Here is a 20381-nt window from a genome sequence, read left to right as displayed (position 1 = left end):
AATGATATTTTCTGATATATGTAGCAATGCTATTAGCATATCTCTGCTAGCCGCTGCCGCTATCCTGTACAGCAATCAACGCATGTACGGCATTCCCTTTGCCAAATTGCTCTTTTAGGAAATCGAGGAACCTGCCGTAAACGTCCGTGCCTTCAAACGTCCTCGTGACGAAGACGTCGCCTCCGAACATGCGAACGCTGACAGTTATCTTTTCAAAGTCAAAGACAGCCTGCATAATAACTTCGCTCTCCATAACAGTACGTTGTTTGCAGCGGGCAGATTTATGCCGTATTTTTATTTGTTATCTGCCTACACACCTGCCATCTTTTCCAAGCAGTGCTGTTGGGGAGAAAGACGCAAGAAAGAAAAGGTCGTGCACTGCGCGCTTTTTGTTATAGTGCGAAGGTTATTCGTGCGCCCGCTGCTTCTGGATTTCTTCGCTCTGCCTTAATTGGGCACCCAAGGCTGCGCCATGGGCATTTATGTTATGGTGAATCAGTGCTTCATGGCTGCTGAAAGAAGTCTTGCATATGTCGCACCCGTATCTGTTGTTCGTATCGGGCATATTCTAGAATGGTTTTCGTCATTTTAAAGAATTATAGCAACAATAGCAAAGCAATAGTAACATGGGCAAAATACGTGTAGGGCGACTGCAGTAAACGGTCTTGATGAGAGACGTCGTCTGAAGCGTAACTTCATCTTCCATTTCTTTATCTCTCTATTTCCTATGCTGCCGCTAGCTCTGTATTTATAGAGAGCTGGGGCTACCTAGCGTGGTTTGAAGAAAAAGGGGGAAAGAGGGGAGGAGAAGGGCATGACTTACCGCGAGGCCGGCGTCGACGTGGGCAAGGTACGCGCAGCACAGGAATCGCTCGGCGGCATAATCTCTGCCACTCACAAGATGATCTCGCAGGGCAGGGTCCTCTCTGGCTTTGGCCACTATGCGGGGCTCGTAAAGTTGGGAGGGCAGACAATCGCCCTCCACTCTGACGGCGTCGGCACAAAGGTCCTGGTCGCCCAGCTCATGAACAAATTCGATACGGTGGGCATCGACTGCGTCGCCATGAACGTCAACGACATAATCTGCGTCGGCGCGCAGCCGGTCGCTTTTATCGACTATATCGCGCTGAGGGAGCCTAACGAGGCGCTCATAGAAGAAATAGCAAGGGGGCTTGTAGAAGGTGCAAGGCAGTCTGACATGGCCATAGTCGGAGGCGAGACAGCAGTCCTGCCTGACATCATCGCCGGGCAGGAAAACGCCTTCGACCTTGCCGGCATGGTGATGGGCGTAGTGAAAAAGGGGAAAAAGCCGATGCTCGGTAGCGCCATAAAGCCCGGCGACGTTATTCTGGGCGTGGAAAGCAGCGGGCTGCACTCTAACGGCTACACGCTTGCCCGCAAGGTGCTCCTGTCCAAATACTCTGTCGACGACAACGCCGAGCACCTTGTGCAGACCGTGGGAGAGGAGCTGCTGGCCCCGACTCGGATCTACGTCAGGCCGGTCATGGAGCTCCTGGACAAAATCCGGGTGCACGGCCTTGCCAACATCACAGGCGGCTCTTTCACCAAGCTCCCGAGGCTTAACCGGAACGTCAAGTACGTCCTGGACAGCCTGCCTGCACCCACAGGCATATTCAGGCAGATCCAGTCCGACGGCAGGATAGAGGCTGCCGAGATGTACCGCACGTTCAACATGGGAGTCGGCTTTTGCGTCGTCGCACCAAAGGAAGAGGCCGAGCCTGCCATCAGGATTTTCAAAAAGCACAGGATGGCGTGCAGGGTGGTAGGCAGGATAGAAAGGGGCGCCGGCAGCGTCGAGGCAAAGCTGGGCGACGGCAGGATGCACGACCTGCAGAGTTCCAAAAACTAATATGCAAAAGAAGGCGTTTTGAAAAATAATACCTTGTCCCCGCCGCCGTCACCTACTACTGCCGCTGCTTCTGCTGCCCAGCCAGACAGCACGTACGAGCAGGCATGCATGGCCATAGCAGAGAGGCTTGCCGCCGCCACCGCTGCTGACGACGGCAAAAGCTCTTCTTCTTCCCCTCTGTCTGTTGCAGACGTGCGCAGGCTGGCAAGGGAGGCGGCCTCTGAATACCGCCTTGCGACGATGCCGGCAAACGAGGACATTTTGCGCTACCTTGCAAAGGACAGCGGGTACCGCCGGCTCCTGATGGTCAAGCCGGCCAAAACGGCCTCCGGGGTCGCTGTCATCGCCGTGATGCCCAAGCCGTACGAGTGCCCGCACGGCAGGTGTATCTACTGCCCCGGCGGCATCGAAGTCAACACTCCTCTCTCTTACACGGGCACAGAGCCGGCCACGAGGGCCGCTCAAAAGTTCGATTACGACCCATTCATGCAGGTCAGCTCCAAGCTGGAGCAGCTTCAGGCGCGGGGCCACGACACGGGCAAGTCCGAGATAGTGCTGGTCGGAGGCACGTTCCCGTTCATGCCCGCCGGATACCAGAGGGAGTTTGCCAAGTCATGCTACGACGCCCTGAATGGATTCCGCTCGCCTACCTTGCAGGAGGCCATGGCCGCAAACGAGACTGCGGCAAACCGCTGCGTCGGGTTTACCATCGAGACCAAGCCTGACTATTGCAAGGAGCCACACGTCGACCTGATGCTCGAGCTCGGCGCGACGAGGGTGGAGATAGGCGTGCAGTCCCTCCGGGACGACGTATACAGGGCCGTGAACAGGGGCCACACGCTTGCCGACGTAAGGGACGCGTTCAGGGTCGCCCGGGACGCAGGCTACAAGATAGTCGCGCACATGATGCCCGGCATGCCGCGCTCGTCGCCAGAGCAAGACATCGAGGATTTCAGGACGCTCTTTGGCGACCCTTCGTTCCGGCCAGACATGCTCAAGGTCTACCCGACGCTTGTTCTCAAGGGCACGGGCCTGTACAAACTCTATGAAGGCGGCGCCTACCGCGCGTATTCAGACGACGACCTTGCGAACGTGCTGGTAGAGATGAAAAAAATCGTGCCTCCGTACGTGCGCATAATGCGCGTCCAGCGCGAGATCGAAGCAGGGGACATTGCAGCCGGGCCAAAAAGCGGCAACCTGCGGCAGCTGGTGCTTGCACGGCTGCACGCGCAGGGCCGCAGGTGCAGGTGCATAAGGTGCAGGGAGGCCGGCCTGCAAAAGAGGTATCCTGCTCCTGAAGACGTGGTGATGAGGCGGCAGGACTATGACGCTTCTGGCGGCAAGGAGGTCTTTTTGTCGTTTGAGAGCCGCGACTCTGATACCATCCTGGGCTTTTTGCGGCTGAGGCACGTGCGCAGGTCGCACAGGCCAGAGCTTGCCGGCGGCAATTCTGCCATAGTCAGGGAGCTCCACGTCTACGGGCAGGTTGTGAACGTGGGGAGTAAAAGCGACGGACCCATGATGGTATCGTACCAGCACCGCGGCTATGGAATGAAACTTATGCAGGAGGCTGAAAGGATAGCGAGGGAAGAGCTTGGCGCAGGCAAGATTGCAGTCATCAGCGCAGTCGGCACCAGGGAATACTATAAAAAACAACTCGGGGGGTACCGTCAGGACGGGCCCTACGTTTCAAAGGTGCTATAGATAGAGATGGTGGTACAACCGCAGCAGGGAGGAAGAGAAGGGGGCGGGGAGCCCCTGATAGGCAAGGGCACGTGGCTTGACAAGGTGGCAGACGCGCTGGTAAAGAGGGAGAAAAAGCTGGGCCGCAAGCTGGACCTGATAAGGGTGGAAAGCGGCCTTGGCGCGTCGGGCATCCCTCATATAGGGAGCATGGGCGACGCAGTGCGCGCGTACGGGATCGCGCTTGCGCTGCAGAACATGGGCTACAGGGCCGAGCTGATAGCGTATTCCGACGACATGGACGGCCTGCGCAAGATACCTGCCGGCCTCCCCGAGTGGCTCAAGGATCATATCGCAAGGCCCGTGTCTGAAATCCCTGACCCGTTTGGCGACTGCCACGCCTCGTACGGCGCGCACATGAGCAGCCTGCTGCTTGACGGCCTTGACAGGGCCGGCATAAAATACACTTTCCAGAGCGGCCGTGACGCGTACAAGTCCGGCAAGCTTGCCTGCCAGATCGATGTCATCTTGAAGAACACCGCCCGGCTTGGGCCCAAGATAGCCGAGTTTGTGGGGCAGGACAAGTACGTGAGCGTGCTGCCATATTTCCCAGTGTGCGCAGGCTGCGGCCGGCTCTATACCGCTGTTGCAGAAAAATACCTCCCAGATGAGAAAAAGGTGCTCTACACGTGCAAGGGGGGCAGGATAGGCAAGCAGGAGGTCAGGGGCTGCGGACACGCCGGCGCGGCCGACATTTCAAAGGGGGAGGGCAAGCTCGCATGGAAGGTCGAGTTTGCCGCCCGCTGGCAGGCACTTGACATCCGCTTTGAAGCGTACGGCAAGGACATCATGGACTCGGTCAGGGTCAACGACTGGGTCTGCGACGAGATCCTGGGCCACCACCACCCGCTCCACGTCAAGTACGAGATGTTCCTTGACAAGTCTGGCAAAAAGATAAGCAAGTCTGCCGGCAACGTTCTCACGCCCCAGATGTGGCTGAGGTACGGCACGCCCGAGTCGATACTGCTGCTGCTGTTCAAGCGCATCTCAGGCACACGCCACGTCGGGCTCGACGACGTGCCGGCGCTCATGGACGAGTACGACGACTATGAAGACCTGTACTTTGGCAAGAAAAAGGAGGAAAACGCTGCCAAGCTGGCCAAGGTAAAGGGCATCTATGAATACGTCAACAAGCTGAACCCGCCCAAGCAGCCGGGCCCGCACGCGCCATACCGGTTCCTGGTGCAGCAGGCGGCCATCTATCCGGCAGGCGACCCTGACAGGCACGACAAGGTCTTTGCGCGCCTGACAAAGTACGGGATGGCAAAGGACAAGACGGACGGCCTGATGAACAGGATAGCCCTTGCGTCAAACTGGGCCGATGACAACGCCAGGGCGGAAGAAAAGTTTGAAGTCGAGCTTTCAGACGCGCAGAAAAAAGCAGTCGCGCAGATACGCGACACTGTGAAAGGCGAATTTTCCGGAATCCCTGAAACGCCGGAAAACGCCAAGGCGCTGCAGTCCAAAGTCTTTGACATTGCGCGCGCAAACGGCATGGAGCCAAGAGAGCTCTTTACCCTTCTTTACAGGATGTTCCTGAACGCAGAGCGGGGGCCGAGGATCGGCAACTATTTCCTTGACCTTGGCGCCGAGCGGGTGTGCTCGGTCCTTGACCGTTACCTCTAGCCGGCGACAACAACAACAGTAAGGAGAATGAGAAGGAAAAGGCAATCGGCTTATATAGAGAAAAGGGCTCTCTGTACATGACTTGGTGAACCGCAAGCTCGCCGACAGGCCGCCCGCGATAGTGGTCGCAGGCTCTTGCATCGACTTTGAAAAGGAACGGGCCAGGATAATGGATTTCATCGCCACTCTTGAAATGGGCGCGCGCGAAAAGGGAAACGTCGAGTGCTCGTCAGTCGGCAAAAAATACCTGGGATGGGACTTTTTCTACATGTACTTTGACCCCGGCTTTATCTCGCTGCTGCTGGACCTCTACCCAGACATTGAAAAGCAGGAGGCAAACACGACAGAGGACCGGTTCGTGATATGGCTCAACAAGCAGTTCAAAAAGAAAAAGCTGGAATACAACCTGAAGCTGAGCGACGTGCCGACAGAGCAGGCACGCGGGTTCAGGCTCGACCCTGAAAACTACCGCAACGACGACTGGATGGAAAAGCTGCGCTAACCGAATTTATAACGCGTCCTCGCGTCCTTTTGCAGCGTAAAGGAGATGACGACAAGCAGGGAGAGGGGCATAATATTCGACCTTGACGGCGTGCTGGTAGACTCGATGCCGGCCCACATCGACGCCTGGATCAGCGCCTTTCGGCAGGTCGCCGGCGTCAGCCTCGACCGGCGGCTCTTTTACGAGCTGGAGGGGATGCGGGGGATAGAGCTCGTCGAAAAGGTGCTGGCAGAGCAGGGGAAGAAAGACATCGCGCTTGCAGAAAAGGTCGTCAAGGAAAAGGACCGCATCTTTCACTCCAAGACGCTGCCGCCTCCTTTTGAAGGCGTAAAGGACATGGTCTCAAGCCTGCGGTCTGCAAAGGCTGTGGTGAGCGGCTCCAGCAGGCGCGACGTCGAAGCGGTGCTCGACTCGGGCATCGGCAAGGACCTCTTTGACGTGCTGGTGACGGCAGACGACGTGAAAAAGGGCAAGCCCGACCCGCTGTCGTTTGCCGCTGCGCTCCGCAAGCTTGGCGTGCCTGCCGGCAAAGCCGTGGTCGTCGAAAACGCGCCACTCGGAGTGCTTGCGGCAAACCGGGCCGGCATACCCTGCTACGTTGCGCTCAACAACACACTCCTTTCGCCCCGGGATTTTGACGGCCTGATAGACAAAAGCCGGATATTTGACAGAACAAGTTCATTAAGGGACGTGCTGGAAGAAGGATAATAGTATAGTAGTAAAAAAAGAAGAAAGAAGCGCCATGAAAGTGATGATATTTTCCCATGAGGCCGACCTTGACGGCCTGTACTCGGCCGCCATCGGCCTGCTCCGCTACCCGCAGGCCTTGACGGTCTTTCTCGGCTACGGCGCCGAGAACTTTACAAAGATGGGCAACTTTATCAGCTCTGCGACTCATTTCTCCAGAGAGCGCGGGCTCGTCATAATCGCAGACCTGGGCCTCAACGACGACACCATCGAGCTCTGCAGGCAGATCTTTGCAGACGCGGTGCGCAACGGGTGGAAGCTGATGTGGGTGGACCACCACCCGTGGTCGCAGGCCGCGCTCGATGCAGCAGCGCAGTACGTCGAGCTCGTGCACGACCCGTCTGGAACAAAGTGCGCGGCAGACCTGATGGCAGAGAAACTGCTGCCGGGCAACGATTTTGCGGCCCGGCTTGCAAGCATGGCCCACACGATGGACTTTTTCACCAAGGACCAGTACCTGACCCCGATCACGGAATTGATAAAATACTACCAGACGCTCCCGGACTTTTACGAGCGCCTGTCCGACCTGGCCAGAAAATCGGCCCGGGGCATACTGTGGGACGTGGAGATGCACGCCGACTATGCCAAGTACGCCAAGCTGCGCGACGAGGCCAAACTGCAGGCGCTTGCGTCGCTGCAGGTAAAGCCTGTGAACGGCTTTAAAGTCGCGTTCGTGCAGGCGTCGCAGTACCTGCAGAGCAGCCTCTTTTCAGAGGAGGTGTTCGCCGCAACCGGCGCCGACCTTGCCATGTTTTACAGCAGCAAGGGCAAGGTGAGCATCCGGCGCTCTACAGACCGCATATCGTGCAGGAAAGTGGCTTCTGCACTCCCGGAAGGCGGCGGCCACGACTATGCGGCAGGCGCGACGTTTGCAAGCGACCCTGCAGACGCCAAGTCAGTTGTCGAAGAGCTCACCGCGGCTGTAGCCAAGGCCACCGTCCCCTAACATCAACTTTAAAAGAACAGACACCGGATTTACATGCCGTATATGTCTAGCGGGTTAAAGGGCAAGGTCGCAATAGTAACTGGCGCCGGCGGTGGCGTCGGCAGGTCGATTTCAAAGAGGCTGGCTCTGGAAGGCTGCAAGGTGGTCCTCGTGGGGCGCAACCGCGACAAGCTTGCCAAGGCCGCGCAAGAGATAGGCGACAAAAAGAGCACGCTTGTCGCAGTCGCCGACATCACCAAGGAGGCGGAGGTGCTCAGCGCGATGGAGCAGACGATCTCGGCCTTTGATACCGTGGACATCCTGGTCAACAACGCCGGCACGATAAACGACCCTGCGTGCTTTCACGAGATGAACGACGACCAGTGGAACAGCCTGATAGACACCAACCTCGTCGGGACGTTCCGCATGACCAAGGCGGCCATACCGATAATGATGAAGAACAAGACAGGCGGCAACATAGTCAACATCTCGTCGGTGCTGGGCGTCAGGGCGATACCCAAGGTGCCGCTGTCAGTCTACGGCGTGACCAAGGCCGGCGTCATAATGTTCACGCGCAGCATCGCAGTCGAGTACGGCCCGCACAGGATCCGCTGCAACTGTGTCTGCCCCTCTACCATAAAGAGCTCGCTCATCGAGCCGTACCTGCAGGACGAGAACGCCAAAAAGTTGCTCGAGTCGGCCTTTCCCCTGCGCAAGATAGGCGAGCCGGACGACATCGCCGGCGCCGTGAGCTACCTGTGCTCCGACGATGCAGGCTGGGTCACCGGCACAGTCCTCATGGTGGACGGCGGGGTGACTGCCCGGCAGTGAGAGAAGGACAGGGTCTGACAGTGACATAAAACCGACTTTTTATGATATTTTCATTATTTTTCAATATACAGCAATCCTTATTACGTTTCATTCCTGTTAATTGCGGCATATGAAGAGGCTGGATATCATCATCCCGCACGAGCGCTTGGAGGAAGTGAATGAGATACTCCATGCGCACAAGGTGGGAGGAATGTCTTTCTACGACATCAAAGGACGGGGCAGGGCCAAGCGCGAGCCGGTGGCGGTTGGAAGGGGCGTCATGCGCTACGTGCCAGAGTTTGGCTTCCGGACCAAGATAGAAGTGCTGGTGCAGGAGGGCAAGGTGAAGGAGATAATCGACGACATCATGAAAAAGATAAGCACCGGCTCGGCGTCTGACGGCAAGATATTCGTCTACGACGTGGCGGACGCGTACGACATCGGGAGCAAGGAAAGGGGCGACCCTGCTCTTTAGTGGGGAGAGAGGGAAGAAAGAGTTATAATCTTGCGACCGATAGTATGTGGCATGCAAACATCTGAAGAAAAGAGGACAATGCCGGTCTGCCTCACGCCAGAGCAGCTGAAGGTGGTCGAAGAGTATGCCAAGAGCAAGGGCATGCTGAACGCAAGCCAAGCGATCGAAGAGCTGGCTTCCAACTAACTTATCTATCTTTTCTTCTTCTCTTCTTTTGCACTTTTTACAAAATTAAATGCGCAAAGAAATGTAATTATATCGTCGATTCTCCGCGCTTTCTCGTGCCAATGTCGACTACATCGTCCACGTTTGAGATAAAGATCTTACCCTCTCCCTTGAGCCCCGAGCTGGTGCTCTCCAGGATCTTTTCGACGACCCTGTCAACCATCGAGTCTGCCACCACGATCATTATGGTCGAGTTGACGTTGAACTCGGGCGTGTAGGTGCCTGTGCCCCTCCCGGAATGGATCTTGGGCCTTGGGACTTCGCCCCTGCCCTTTGACTCAAAGTACGTGATGCCGCCAAGGTTGAGCTCTTTGAGTGCGGCAAACGCCCTTTCCATGCGCGCATGGGGTATGACAGCCTCGATCTTTTTCATATTGCAGATATACCTACTGCCTGTTCAATCGCCTGCTTTTATTAAAATATTTTGTAGATTTGAGAAGTAAATTATGTCACGGTGGTCGCTGTGCGGTGTGGGCAAAGGGATATACTTTTTGTACCCGTGATGACAAGCACTGGCTGCTTGGGACTCTTTAGTAAGGAAAAGATGAACTGCGCAGTCTGTGGCATGGAGCTGAAGCATAAGTACAAGCCCAGAGAGGAGTGGGGGATAGAGGGCTATTTGTGCAGCGACTGCCAGATAGAAAAGACCAAAGAGTTTGCCGCCAGGCCGTCCGAGCCGGATACGTGCGCGCTGTGCAAGCAAGACCTTGGCGACATTGCGGTCAAGCCCCGGTGGCAGTGGAACATGGAGGCCGGCACGCTCCTGTGCCAGCCATGCTTTAACAAAAAAGAGGCCGACTATAACAAAAAGTTGAACTTTTGCGCCCTGTGCGGAACCAAGATGGGGATCATCCGCTACAACCCAAAACCCGCATGGAAGGTGGAAGGCCAGCTCTGCCGCAAGTGCTGGGACGGCAGGAACAGCACCAAACAGCAGCAATAGAGGGGAGGTGGTGGTTGGCAGTTGTTTTTAAAGAGCCACGAATGCGACAAGTGCGGGAAAAAGTACCGCAAGGTAGAGGAGCTGATGCAGCACCAGCAGGTGGCGCACGAGTCAAAATTGTACGAGTGCGAAAAGTGCGGCCTGGGCTTTGAGGGGATGGAGCAGATGCGCGACCACGCAAAAAAGTTCCACTCGTACAACCGGTCAGTTCAAGACCGCAACAAGAAAGAAGGCGGCCAACAGCTGTAGCTAGATTGCCTTCAGCTGCTTTACTATAGGCGGCCTTGCCTTGCGGAACACCCTGAAGCCGCAAATGCACTTGATCTCGGGCAGCCTGGACAGCTCCTCGACTGTCACGGGCGTGCCGCAGCGCATACACTCGTACGTGACGTTTGCTCCGGAACTATCTGAAGAAGAAGCCATCTCTATGTGCAGAGGGTTTCGGCGCCACTCCCCCATTTTAAGCTTTAAGCAGGCGACGCAAAATGGCCTGTGACCTCGTATATTTCATCGGCCAGAGCTAGTCGGACAGGAACCTTGACAGCTTGCTGTCCCTGCTGCTCCTGATAGCCGACTGGGCGGCGGCAAGTATCGCTATAGGTATCCTGTGCGACGACGCGCTCACATAGTTCAGGCCGGCCGCCGAGCAAAACTCTATCGATTTGGGGTCGCCGCCATGCTCGCCGCATATCCCTATCTCCATGTCCTTCTTGACCTTCCTTGCAGCCTCTATCGTCATCTTCATCAGCCTGCCGACGCCTTTCTGGTCGATGGTCTGGAACGGGTTTGCCTGCACTATGCCCTTTTCGAGGTAGGCCGGCAGGAACTTGCCCTCGGCGTCCTCGCGGCTAAAGCTGAAGGTGGCCTGCGTCAGGTCGTTGGTGCCAAAGCTGAGGAAATCAACGACGTGCGCTATCTCGTCTGCCACCAGGCACGACCTCACTACCTCTATCATGCTTCCAAACGTTATCTTTAGCTTGATCTTGTGCCTGTGCTCGACTTCCCTCTTGACAGACTCGAACAGGTGGCGCACGTGCACAAGCTCGTTGACGATGCCAACCTGCGGCACCATTATCTGCGGCTCTGCCTTGACGCCCTCCTTTGCCAGCTCGGCCGCAGCCTCGCAGATGGCCCTGATCTGCATCTCGTATATCTCTGGCGAGGTTATGCCGACCCTGACACCCCTGTGCCCGAGCATCGGGTTTATTTCGGACAGCTCGTGCACGCGCCTGAGCATCTTTTCGCGCCTGAGCATCTCTGCCTCGCTCTTGGGTCCGCCGGACGACTTGAGCTCAAATATCTGCATCATCAGCTCCTCCTCCTTTGGCAGGAACTCGTGGAGCGGCGGGTCGAGCAGGCGTATCGTGACCGGCAACCCCTGCATCTCCCTGAGGATCGCCTTAAAGTCAGAGCGCTGCAGCATCTCCAGCTCGGCAAGCGCCTTCCTGCGCTCCTCCTCGCTTTCAGCCATTATCATCCTGACAAAAATCGCTATCCTGTCGTGCTGGTTGAACATGCGCTCGGTCCTGCACAGGCCGATGCCCTCTGCGCCGTATTTCCTGGCAAGCGTGGCGCTCTCCGGAGTATCCGAGTTTGCCCTGATCCGGATGGCCTTCATCTCCGACGCCCACTGCAGCATCTCCTTGAACTCGGAAGTTATCTCGGACTCGACAGTCGGCACCTCGCCGACGTATATCCTGCCTGTCGAGCCGTCGATGGTTATCTTTTGGCCCTCGCTTGCCACCACCCTGCCGCCTACTGAAAAGCTGCACGATTCCTGGTCTATCTCTATCTGCGAGCAGCCCACTATGCAGGGCTTGCCCATGCCCCTTGCGACGACGGCCGCATGTGATGTCTTGCCGCCCCTTGTGGTCAGGATGCCGACAGACTGGAAAAAGGCGGGCACGTCGTCCGGCTTGGTGTCCTCCCTCACCAGGATTACTTTTTGGCCGCGCCTGCCAAGGGCCTCCGCCCTTGCCACGTCAAAGACTGCGACGCCACTTGCCGCGCCCGGCGAGGCGGCCACGCCTGTCGCCACCGGTTTCATCTTCACCTGCGACCCTATCCTCGGGTACAGCAGCTGCTCCAGGCCCTCCGGGTCAATGCGCTTTAACGCCTCTGTTTTGTTTATCAGGCCCTCGTGGTACATGTCCACAGACGTCTTGACGCTTGCCAGCGCGCTCATCTTGGCGGTCCTTGTCTGCAGTATGTACAGCCTGCCTTTCTCGACGGTAAACTCGACGTCCTGGCACTCTCTGAAATGGTTCTCCAGCTTTTCGCAGACCTGCTGCAGCTGCCTGTAGACGTCCGGCAACTCGGACGGCATCTGATCGATGTGGCTTGGGTTTGCCCTGCCTGACACGACGTCCTCTCCCTGCGCGTTCACAAGGTAGTCGCCGTAGAGGCGCTTGGCGCCCGTCTCAGGGTCGCGGGTGAACACGACGCCGGTCGCGCTGTCTCTGCCCATGTTGCCAAACACCATTGCCACGACTGTAACCGCAGTGCCGTTTGCCATGTCCGGCGTGATGCCGTACTGCCTGCGGTACTCGACTGCGCGCTTGCCCATCCACGACCTGAACACGGCGTCGATGGCAAGCTTGAGCTGGTCGTACGGGTCGTCCGGGAACTTTTTGCCCGTGCCGGCGCACAGCGCCCTAAACGACGCTGCCAGCCTGCGAAGCGCCTCTTTGTCGCCCAGATCCTTTTCTGCGCTCATTACTTTGTCAAACTGCCTGTCGTCCACCCCGAGGACTATCTTGCCAAACATCTGGATAAAGCGCCTGTACGCGTCCCACGCAAACCGGGGGTCGCCCGTCTGCCGGGCAAGCCCTTCGACCACCTGGTCGTTGAGGCCGAGGTTCAGGATGGTGTCCATCATGCCCGGCATCGACACTGCCGCGCCCGATCTCACCGACACGAGGAGCGGGTTTGCCGGGTCGCCAAACTTTTTGCCAGTCGCGGCCTCGAGCTTTTTGATAGACTTGCGCACCTCGTCCATGAGGCCGTCCGGCAGGCGCCGGCCGGCCTCGTAGAACTTTTCGCAAATGTCCGTGGTTATTATAAAGCCGGGCGGGACCGGCAGGCCCAGCCGGGTCATCTCTGCAAGCCCTGCGCCCTTGCCGCCTAGCAGCGCCCTGTTGCTCCCGTCAGCCTCGTCGAAGAAATAGATCGGCTTGACGGCGGCAAAGGAAGAAGGGGGAAGAGGGGGGCCACTCATCTTTATATGCGGTATTTTTCCCGCCCGCTGGTTTAAAATGTTGTGCGGCAGAGCCCATCCAAGCGATAGTTTCAAATCAATGGCGAGCTAAGGCTGCTGCTGGCAGTTGGCAGACCCTGTGTCAAGCTTGGCAGTGGTGCCCTTTCTCCAGGTCCTGGATCTTTTTGGCACCGCCGCGTTCGCAGTCACGGGGGCACTCAAGGCAGTCGAGCACAAGTCCGACATAGTCGGCCTCATAATCCTTGCAACCATAACGGGGGTGGCAGGCGGGGTCATGAGGGACATCATGTTTGGCAGGTTCCCGCCAACGGCCATCGCAAACCCGCTTTACGTAGTGATAACCATAGCGATGGCAGTCGCCATCTTTTTCCTCTACCGTGCATTTAAAAAACACGAGAGCCTGTTCCTGAAATTCGACGCGATAGGGCTTGGAGTTTTTACTGTCTTGGGGGCGTCAATCGCGTACAACCTGGCCGGCCTCAACTTTCTTGCGATGGCGTTTGCCGGCATGATAACGGCAGTCGGCGGCGGGATACTGCGCGACGTGTTTGTCAGGGAGATGCCCATAGTGTTCGTAAAAGAGCTGTACGCCTCGGCAAGCTTTGTCGGCGTGGTTGCGCTGTTTGCGCTGCTGTACGCCGGCGTCGACCTTTACGTGGCGGCAATCCCGAGCATGGCCGCAGTCACGGCGCTCCGGCTGACTGCCATAAGGTACAACTGGAACCTGCCCCGGGCCCACACCTGACGATACCGTGCGTACGCGTACATACATAGCGGCGCGCGCGTACGTGGTTGCTGGAAAAAATACAGGGCGCTATGGCTTGTCTTTCTTTTTACATCCTGCTTTCATGCTGCTGTTGGTTGTGCTGCTGTAGATCCTGCTGCGAGCCAAACGATGCGCCGCACGCCTGGCACGTGTAATCTCCGCCTTGCTGGCTGGTTGATGACGACATGGCAGGATATGGGATGCAGAACTTTAATGGGTGTCCCGCTGCATTTGCTGTGAAATCTAACATCTGCGTCTGCGCCTGACCTGACAATCCGGGGCGGAGGCTTGGCAGCGACGTGTATCTGTCTATCTATGTTTCATGCTGCGCGCAAGCTCGGCTATCTTTTCGGCCCACGACCTGGCCTTCACAATGCCGCTTGCGGCCAGTATCCCCTGCGAGCCAAGCTCCATCGCCTTGCTGACGTCGCTTGCGTCGGTGATGCCTGCGCCGCAGATCACCTTTGACCTCCCTCCAGCAGCCTCGATAGAGTCGGTGATTATCTTTGGGTTCTCTTTCGAGACGGCCCTGCCACTGCCAATCAGTTCTGGCGGCTCGATTGCGATAAAGTCGGGCCTGAACTGCGCTATCGCGCTGACCTCGTCAGGCGTCCTTGCGCACACTATGGAAGTCATCTGCACCCTGCGCATCCGCTCGACGATGCTCTGGATGGCCTGCATCCCCTCTCCTTTTTCCGTTATTATCCTGTGCTCGCTGTGGTTGACAAGCGAGCCTGCCACCCCGTACAACTTTGCTATTTCTGGAGCAAAAAATCCCGTCGTGGCGCCCGCATCCGCGTCGTCGACGTGCTGGCACACCACGGGTATGCCGACTGATTTGCAGACGAGCGCAAGCGACGGCTGCGGGGGAGCCAGCACTATCTCTACGTCGAGCTGCCTTGCGACCTGCTGCGCGGCCGTCGCAAGGCCGACCGTCCTGTCGGCAGACGCCGCTTCGATATAGTTCTTGAAATTGATGATGAGGGGGGGCCGCCGGATCAACGCTTGCCTTTGCCCTTCTTTGTCGCCGTTGCTGCTGTTGTCGATTTCTCGTCCATGTCCCTGAACTTGGACGACAGCTTGTCCATGCGCGCCTGGTAGCCCTTGTTGTATTCAAGCTCCTCCGGTATCAGTGTGGCGGGGTGGATAAAGCCCTGGTTGCGCATTATCATCGCCCTCTCTGCGGCCCACATCCTCTGGAGATCCCAGTCGACCGTGCCAAAGCCGTCGTGTGGTCCGGTCAGCTTGCCGTTGTGCATACTGAAAAGCAGGCACGACACTATCGGGATAGAGTAGTTGAGCGACGCAGCCGAGTTCAGCTTGACCGGCTGCAGCGGCATGTGGTGGCTGCCCCGCGTGTTGCCTGCCACATAGTGCGGGTCGTTGAACGCGCTCCCGGCCTCCTCTGTGGCAGGAAAGTTCTTTTGCGTCCTCACTATCATTATCGGGTCGTCCTTGCCGACGTAGGTGCCGGCGATGTTGTGGAGCCTGTCTGTGGAGGCAGAGACGATCTGGTCTTCCATGTCTGCCGAAAAGACTGCGGAAACGACGTACCTGCCCGGATACATCAGCGCCGCTTCGAGCTCGGCCTTGTCCTCCCACATTTTCAGGTCTGCGACCTTGCCCGTCATAACGTCGAGCACCCTGAAAACGACTCCGGCCGCCAGCTTTTCGTTAATCAAAAGGCCTGTGTTGCTGCGCGCGTCGACGAACATGCGCCACAGCGGGAAATTGTAGGCGCCCGGCTCTGTCTTGTCTGCCGCGAATATGCAAAACACCTCGCTTGGCCTCTCCTCCATCTCTATCTCTGCCACGCCTGGGCCCATCCCCTTGACGTTGCCGGAGAACGAGTCCTTCAGCAAGTCCTGGCCTGCGCCGTAGAGGCCCTGCTCCTTTGCTACCTCCGTGCCGACTGTAAAGGCGTCCCACGCAAGCTTGTGGATCTTTTCGTTGTCGACTCCAAGCTGGTGGGTCATTATGATGTGTATATCGTCGCCGGTAAACCCGATGTAATAGTCGATTAACATGCCTTTTGCGTTCTTGGCCACGTGGTTCTTGACCGCCGCTACAAGCTCGTCGCTTGGGCGCGTGTGGCCGCCTATGCCTCCTATGTCAGCCTTGATGGCGCTGATTGTGACTCGCATATTTTGAAACCGCTATCCTTGGTTTAAAACTCTTGCGATAAGTTTCTCTGCATAAAGTGGGCTGTGTGATTGCTGTTGTATCGTTGCGGGGCTCTGCTGCTCGGTAATGGCATCGTCTGTACGGGGCCGCACACCGACCTTGCAGCCTATTTCGCAAGGTGCCGGGAGGATAAAAGCAGCCAGCTGAAAAATTCGCCAATGAGGCGTACAATATTTCGCAAAAACCGAGGGCGAAATATAAATAAAGCCCATGGAGCGCTGTTCTTCTATGAGCGCTAGCAAAAAGCCGCACATGAACATCGTGGTCACCGGCCACGTTGATAATGGTAAATCTACTACTGTGGGTCACCTGCTGGTTGATCTGGGCGCTATTGACCAGAGAACCATCGACGCATATGCAAAGGAATCCGAAGCGACAGGCAAGGGCGATACTTTCAAGTACGCCTGGGTCATGGACTCGATCAAGGACGAGCGCGAGAGGGGTATCACCATCGACCTTGCGTTCCAGAAATTCGAGACCAGCAAGTACTTTTTCACACTCATAGACGCACCCGGCCACAAGGACTTTATCAAGAACATGATCACCGGCGCCTCCGAGGCAGACGCCGCAATCTTGGTCATCTCTGTCAAGCCAGGTGAGACCGAAGCTTCGATAGAGCCGGGAGGACAGGGCAGGGAGCACGCATTCCTGGCGAAGACGCTGGGCGTGGGCCAGATCGTCGTCGCGCTGAACAAGATGGACGACGTGGGCTACTCCGAAGCCCGCTACAAGGAGGTCAAGGAGCAGGTGGAAAAGATGCTAAAGTCCGTCGGCTTTAACACCGCCAAGACGCACTTTGTCCCGGTGTCGGGATGGAAGGGCGACAATCTGGTAAAGAAGAGCGAGAACATGCCCTGGTACAAGGGCCTCACGCTTGCAGAGGCGCTCGACGCGTTCGAGCCGCCAGAGAAGCCGGTAGGCAAGCCGCTCCGCATCCCGGTGCAGGACGTTTACACCATCACCGGCGCAGGCACCGTGCCGGTCGGCAGGGTAGAGACTGGCAGGATGAAGCCAAACGACAAAGTAATAGTCATGCCGTCAGGCGCGGTGGGCGAGGTCAAGTCGATAGAGACCCACCACACGCAGCTCGAGCAGGCAGAGGCAGGCGACAACGTCGGCTTTAACCTCAGGGGCATCGACAAGAAGCAGATCAAACGCGGCGATGTCATCGGCCCTGTGGACAACCCGCCGATGGTGGCTAAAGAGTTCGAGGCACGCATCATCGTCATCTCGCACCCGACAGCGATCGCGCCCGGCTACACGCCGGTGCTGCACGCTCACACTGCGCAGGTCGCAGCAACGCTTTCGCAGTTCGTGTCCAAGATTGACCCGAGGACCGGCGCCACCACCGAGGAGAACCCCAAGTTCCTGAAGACCGGCGACGCCGCAATCGTCAGGATAAAGCCAGTGAGGCCATTGCCGATAGAGACCTTCAAGGACTTTCCAGAAATCGGCAGGTTTGCGCTGCGCGACATGGGCACCACCATCGCGGCCGGCGTGGTCTTGAGCATCACCGAAAAGTACGACCCGACCAAAAAGTAGAAAGTGAACCCAGATGCCACAGGCAGCAAGAATCAAACTGACAAGCACGAACCTCAACACGCTTGAGGGCGTATGCACCGAGATAAAGGGGATGGGCGAAAAGAGCGGGATCAAGATCCGCGGCCCCCACCCTCTTCCGACAAAGAGGATGAAGGTCGTGACGAGGAAATCCCCCTGCGGCCAGGGCACAAACACGTACGACAAGTACGAGCTGAGGATCCACAGGCGGGTAATCGACGTGGGCGCCGACGACAGGGCGATAAGGCAGCTGATGAGGCTGAAGATCCCTGACGATGTCTACATCGAAGTCTCGCTGACCCAGTAACTCTTTTCCACTTTTTTGTACGAGCCTTTCGGCACTTTTATCTCCCTTGCTTCTTTCGGGTGCATTATCTTTGACAGGATCTCGACGCCTGTCACGGTGCGCGGGCTGGGCTTGCTGAAGTAAGAGCCTGCGTCCACTGCGTAGACGTTTCCCTCCTTTACGGCGCGAAGCGACGTCCATTCCCTGTTATTTTTGAGCGGCCGCATCTCCTGCAGCGTCCGTTTGACTCCAAACCCGCAGGGCATCATCACGATGATGTCCGGGTCAAACGCCGCGATTTCCTTGACGTCCATGCGCCGGGACTGCTCGCCTGTCGCGCTTATCCCGTTCACGCCACCTGCATAATCTACCATCTGGGGCACCCAGTGGCCTGCGGTGAACAGCGGGTCGGCCCACTCGACGCACACCACCTTTGGCCTGCTCCTTGTCTTTAGAAGGCGCACGGCGTCCAGCCGCTTCTGGAGCGATGACACCATCCTGCGCCCCCTGTCCACCCTGCCGACCTTTTCCGCCACGTCCATAATGCTGACTAGCACGTCGTCAAGGTCGTGCGGGTCGAGCACGAGCACCTCCGGCTTGCCCTTGAGCACGCCCACTGCCCTTGTTATCTCTTTTGTAAAGGGCGAGCAGACCTCGCACAGGCCCTGTGCCACTATCAGGTCCGGGTTCGCCTCTTTCAAAAGCTCTTCGTCGACGACGTAGATATCTCTGCCGGAGCGCACCAGCTCTACTATCTTGATGTCTATCTCCCTCCCTGTCATCCTGGCCGGATCAAAGGACGGGTGTATCACCTGCGGCTTGCTCCTTGCAGAGGCCGGGTATTTGCACTCGTGCGTCACCCCGACTATGCTCCTGCCAAGGCCTAGGCCGTACAGCGTCTCTGTCGCGCTGGGCAGAAAGGATACTATGCGCACAGCGGTACTCTGCGGCTGAATTTTAAAAACGTGGCGACGTACTATAGAACACACGAATAGAATAATACTTCAAAACTGTTTTAAGTTCACCAGCAAGCTTGATTTTGATGAACAGACATACAGCACTAGTCGTTGGACTGGTGGCCATCTTTGCGACAGCCATGGCGCTACCAGCCCAATCTGCATTCGCAGCCACCATAAATGCGACGATCGTCAAGGGTGCGACGAACCTTGCAGACAAGGCATATTCGCCAAACCCGATAAATGCCGCGCAGGGTGACACGGTGACGTGGACAAACGCCGACACCGCGGCCCACACGGTGACGCAAGGCAACCCGTCGGAAGGCCAGGTGGAAGGTGGGTTTGATTCCGGGATAATGGGCCCGAACAAGACGTTCAGCCACACTTTTGATGAAGAAGGCAACTTTGCATACTATTGCCTCCTGCACCCGACCATGGTAGGCACCGTGCTCGTGGGCGAAGGCGGCGGTGGCGACAACGGTAATGGTGGCGAGAATGGAAACGGCGACGGCGCGACGAAGGAAACCGAGGTAGAGACAGAGTATGACGGCCAGACATACACAATAAAGAGCAAATCCGAGAACGCACACGTCATAGACGCCACGATCAATCCAAGCGAGTCGGTGGGCGTGGACTTTGAAGGCTCCGGCCCTGTCGAACTGACCCTGCCAAGGAGCATGATCGAAAACATCACGATGGTCAGCACGGACGAGGGCGAGATCGAGTTCCAGGAAGTGAACTCTACTGCAACGGACACGACAATCTCGTTCACGCTCCCTGAAGGCCAGACGTTTGCCGAGATCACGGGCACAAAGGTAGTACCCGAGTTTGGCGTGATAGCAGCCCTTGTACTTGCTGCCTCGCTCGTTGCGATGGTGGGCATTGCTCGCTTCAAGGGCAGCTCACTGGGATTCGGAAGGTTCTAGCCTTCTCTTTTTCCCCTTTCTTTTTATTATTCCTTCTCTTTCCTGTGACACAGCTGCGGGTGTATCTATATGTCGTTGTTGTCGTCCACTCTTCCTCTGATGCTCATGACCGCGTTGGTGGCGCTGGTCATGCTGCCCTGCGGGCTTGCTGATGACGCCTATGCGCAGGCGACGCTTGAGGCGCAAAGCGACCAGGGCACGTTCACTATACAGCTGGAATGGACAAATGCTGCTACTGCTGCCAATAATGCGACGGCAGGTTCCTCCCGGCCGCCAGAGGTCGGCCTTGGCACCAGCGAGTTTTCCGTGTCGTTCCGCGACGCCGAGACCGGCAAAGAGATCGAAGACGTGTCGTACAGCCTTTTGGTCGACGGCGATACGCAGGCATCGTCATTATCATCATCGGGATCCCCGCACAGCGTCACCTTTGATGCAATGGGCTCGCACACGATAACGGTGGCAGACATTGACGGGCTGGGCGAAAGCGCCGTATTTTCGATAAACGTTACGCCCGAGTTCCCCTCGGTTCCAGCCGCCGCGATAGCGGCAGCTGCATTTGCCGGTATGGCAGCGTGCAGAAGATTGATCAGATAATTTTTATTTACTCTGGTGCATACAAA

The 20381-nt window shown here is 57.2% G+C and carries 24 protein-coding genes; 16 read left to right on the top strand and 8 right to left on the bottom strand.

Translation table 11 applies throughout. The features are described from left to right. Positions 1–46 precede the first annotated feature (46 nt). Positions 47–253 carry a hypothetical protein gene (locus tag WKI84_RS03840; protein ID WP_337862205.1) on the bottom strand — a complete coding sequence of 69 codons (207 nt, stop codon included), beginning with the start codon at positions 251–253 and terminating at the stop codon, positions 47–49. Positions 254–778: 525 nt separating this feature from the next. On the opposite strand from WKI84_RS03840, the gene purM reads away from it, so the two are divergent. From purM to WKI84_RS03795, 9 genes are all read left to right on the top strand, one after another. After that, complete coding sequence (gene purM, locus WKI84_RS03835) at positions 779–1870, top strand: phosphoribosylformylglycinamidine cyclo-ligase (protein WP_337862204.1); 1092 nt, start codon at positions 779–781, stop codon at positions 1868–1870. Between the two features lie 18 nt (positions 1871–1888). Next, positions 1889–3574, top strand: coding sequence for a tRNA uridine(34) 5-carboxymethylaminomethyl modification radical SAM/GNAT enzyme Elp3 (locus tag WKI84_RS03830; RefSeq protein WP_337862203.1), 1686 nt, complete (start codon positions 1889–1891; stop codon positions 3572–3574). 6 nt (positions 3575–3580) lie between these two features. Continuing rightward, positions 3581–5239, top strand: a complete 1659-nt coding sequence (gene lysS / locus WKI84_RS03825) for a lysine--tRNA ligase (RefSeq protein WP_337862202.1) — start codon at positions 3581–3583, stop codon at positions 5237–5239. An 82-nt stretch (positions 5240–5321) separates the two neighbouring features. Next, positions 5322–5741 carry a hypothetical protein gene (locus WKI84_RS03820; RefSeq protein ID WP_337862201.1) on the top strand — a complete coding sequence of 140 codons (420 nt, stop codon included), beginning with the start codon at positions 5322–5324 and terminating at the stop codon, positions 5739–5741. A 45-nt stretch (positions 5742–5786) separates the two neighbouring features. After that, positions 5787–6449 (top strand): HAD family phosphatase, encoded by a 663-nt coding sequence (locus WKI84_RS03815; RefSeq protein ID WP_337862200.1) that lies wholly within the window; start codon positions 5787–5789, stop codon positions 6447–6449. Between the two features lie 34 nt (positions 6450–6483). Beyond that, a complete protein-coding gene (locus WKI84_RS03810; protein WP_337862199.1) occupies positions 6484–7434 on the top strand; it encodes a hypothetical protein in 951 nt (316 codons plus the stop codon). Positions 7435–7476: 42 nt separating this feature from the next. Then, positions 7477–8244 carry an SDR family NAD(P)-dependent oxidoreductase gene (locus WKI84_RS03805; protein ID WP_337862198.1) on the top strand — a complete coding sequence of 256 codons (768 nt, stop codon included), beginning with the start codon at positions 7477–7479 and terminating at the stop codon, positions 8242–8244. A gap of 109 nt (positions 8245–8353) precedes the next feature. Then, positions 8354–8698, top strand: coding sequence for a P-II family nitrogen regulator (locus WKI84_RS03800; protein ID WP_337862197.1), 345 nt, complete (start codon positions 8354–8356; stop codon positions 8696–8698). A 51-nt stretch (positions 8699–8749) separates the two neighbouring features. After that, complete coding sequence (locus WKI84_RS03795; protein WP_337862196.1) at positions 8750–8884, top strand: hypothetical protein; 135 nt, start codon at positions 8750–8752, stop codon at positions 8882–8884. A gap of 67 nt (positions 8885–8951) precedes the next feature. On the opposite strand, the gene WKI84_RS03790 is transcribed toward WKI84_RS03795, so the two are convergent. Next, a complete protein-coding gene (locus WKI84_RS03790) occupies positions 8952–9296 on the bottom strand; it encodes a P-II family nitrogen regulator (RefSeq protein WP_337862195.1) in 345 nt (114 codons plus the stop codon). A gap of 192 nt (positions 9297–9488) precedes the next feature. On the opposite strand from WKI84_RS03790, the gene WKI84_RS03785 reads away from it, so the two are divergent. Beyond that, positions 9489–9866: a hypothetical protein gene (locus tag WKI84_RS03785; protein WP_337862194.1), complete on the top strand. Its 378-nt coding sequence runs from the start codon at positions 9489–9491 to the stop codon at positions 9864–9866. Between the two features lie 21 nt (positions 9867–9887). Beyond that, positions 9888–10115 carry a C2H2-type zinc finger protein gene (locus WKI84_RS03780; protein WP_337862193.1) on the top strand — a complete coding sequence of 76 codons (228 nt, stop codon included), beginning with the start codon at positions 9888–9890 and terminating at the stop codon, positions 10113–10115. Here the strand turns inward: WKI84_RS03780 and WKI84_RS03775 are convergent, their stop codons facing one another. Together WKI84_RS03775 and ppdK are read right to left on the bottom strand one after the other, a co-directional pair. Further along, entirely contained in the window at positions 10116–10325 is a 210-nt protein-coding gene (locus WKI84_RS03775) for a hypothetical protein (RefSeq protein ID WP_337862192.1), read from the bottom strand. 61 nt (positions 10326–10386) lie between these two features. Then, positions 10387–13083 (bottom strand): pyruvate, phosphate dikinase, encoded by a 2697-nt coding sequence (gene ppdK / locus WKI84_RS03770; RefSeq protein WP_337862191.1) that lies wholly within the window; start codon positions 13081–13083, stop codon positions 10387–10389. A 118-nt stretch (positions 13084–13201) separates the two neighbouring features. On the opposite strand from ppdK, the gene WKI84_RS03765 reads away from it, so the two are divergent. Continuing rightward, positions 13202–13828 (top strand): trimeric intracellular cation channel family protein, encoded by a 627-nt coding sequence (locus tag WKI84_RS03765; protein WP_337862190.1) that lies wholly within the window; start codon positions 13202–13204, stop codon positions 13826–13828. Between the two features lie 88 nt (positions 13829–13916). Here WKI84_RS03765 and WKI84_RS03760 read toward each other — a convergent pair whose 3' ends face one another. The 3 genes from WKI84_RS03760 to fbp all read right to left on the bottom strand — a co-directional run bounded on the left by WKI84_RS03760 (position 13917) and on the right by fbp (position 15993). Further along, positions 13917–14036 (bottom strand): C2H2-type zinc finger protein, encoded by a 120-nt coding sequence (locus WKI84_RS03760; protein WP_337862189.1) that lies wholly within the window; start codon positions 14034–14036, stop codon positions 13917–13919. Between the two features lie 122 nt (positions 14037–14158). Further along, positions 14159–14851, bottom strand: coding sequence for a triose-phosphate isomerase (gene tpiA / locus WKI84_RS03755; RefSeq protein ID WP_337862188.1), 693 nt, complete (start codon positions 14849–14851; stop codon positions 14159–14161). Next, positions 14848–15993: a fructose-1,6-bisphosphate aldolase/phosphatase gene (fbp, locus tag WKI84_RS03750; protein WP_337862187.1), complete on the bottom strand. Its 1146-nt coding sequence runs from the start codon at positions 15991–15993 to the stop codon at positions 14848–14850. The genes tpiA and fbp overlap by 4 nt, the downstream gene beginning before the upstream one ends. 268 nt (positions 15994–16261) lie before the next feature. Here fbp and tuf point away from each other — a divergent pair, with 268 nt between their 5' ends. Together tuf and rpsJ are read left to right on the top strand one after the other, a co-directional pair. Next, positions 16262–17575 (top strand): translation elongation factor EF-1 subunit alpha, encoded by a 1314-nt coding sequence (gene tuf, locus WKI84_RS03745; protein ID WP_337862186.1) that lies wholly within the window; start codon positions 16262–16264, stop codon positions 17573–17575. Between the two features lie 13 nt (positions 17576–17588). Further along, positions 17589–17900: a 30S ribosomal protein S10 gene (gene rpsJ / locus WKI84_RS03740; protein WP_337862185.1), complete on the top strand. Its 312-nt coding sequence runs from the start codon at positions 17589–17591 to the stop codon at positions 17898–17900. Here rpsJ and WKI84_RS03735 read toward each other — a convergent pair. Beyond that, positions 17873–18814: a cobalamin-binding protein gene (locus WKI84_RS03735; protein ID WP_337862184.1), complete on the bottom strand. Its 942-nt coding sequence runs from the start codon at positions 18812–18814 to the stop codon at positions 17873–17875. The two genes, rpsJ and WKI84_RS03735, sit on opposite strands and share 28 nt — an antisense overlap. A 161-nt stretch (positions 18815–18975) precedes the next feature. Here WKI84_RS03735 and WKI84_RS03730 point away from each other — a divergent pair, with 161 nt between their 5' ends. Both WKI84_RS03730 and WKI84_RS03725 read left to right on the top strand, forming a co-directional pair. After that, positions 18976–19761 (top strand): plastocyanin/azurin family copper-binding protein, encoded by a 786-nt coding sequence (locus tag WKI84_RS03730; RefSeq protein ID WP_337862183.1) that lies wholly within the window; start codon positions 18976–18978, stop codon positions 19759–19761. Positions 19762–19836: 75 nt separating this feature from the next. Then, complete coding sequence (locus WKI84_RS03725) at positions 19837–20355, top strand: hypothetical protein (protein ID WP_337862182.1); 519 nt, start codon at positions 19837–19839, stop codon at positions 20353–20355. Positions 20356–20381 lie beyond the last annotated feature (26 nt).

Origin of the sequence: Nitrososphaera sp. (assembly GCF_037447015.1) — an archaeon.
GTDB lineage: Archaea > Thermoproteota > Nitrososphaeria > Nitrososphaerales > Nitrososphaeraceae > Nitrososphaera.
The sequence above is the reverse complement of the archived record's forward strand: the minus strand, read 5'-3'. Positions and strand labels throughout refer to the sequence as shown.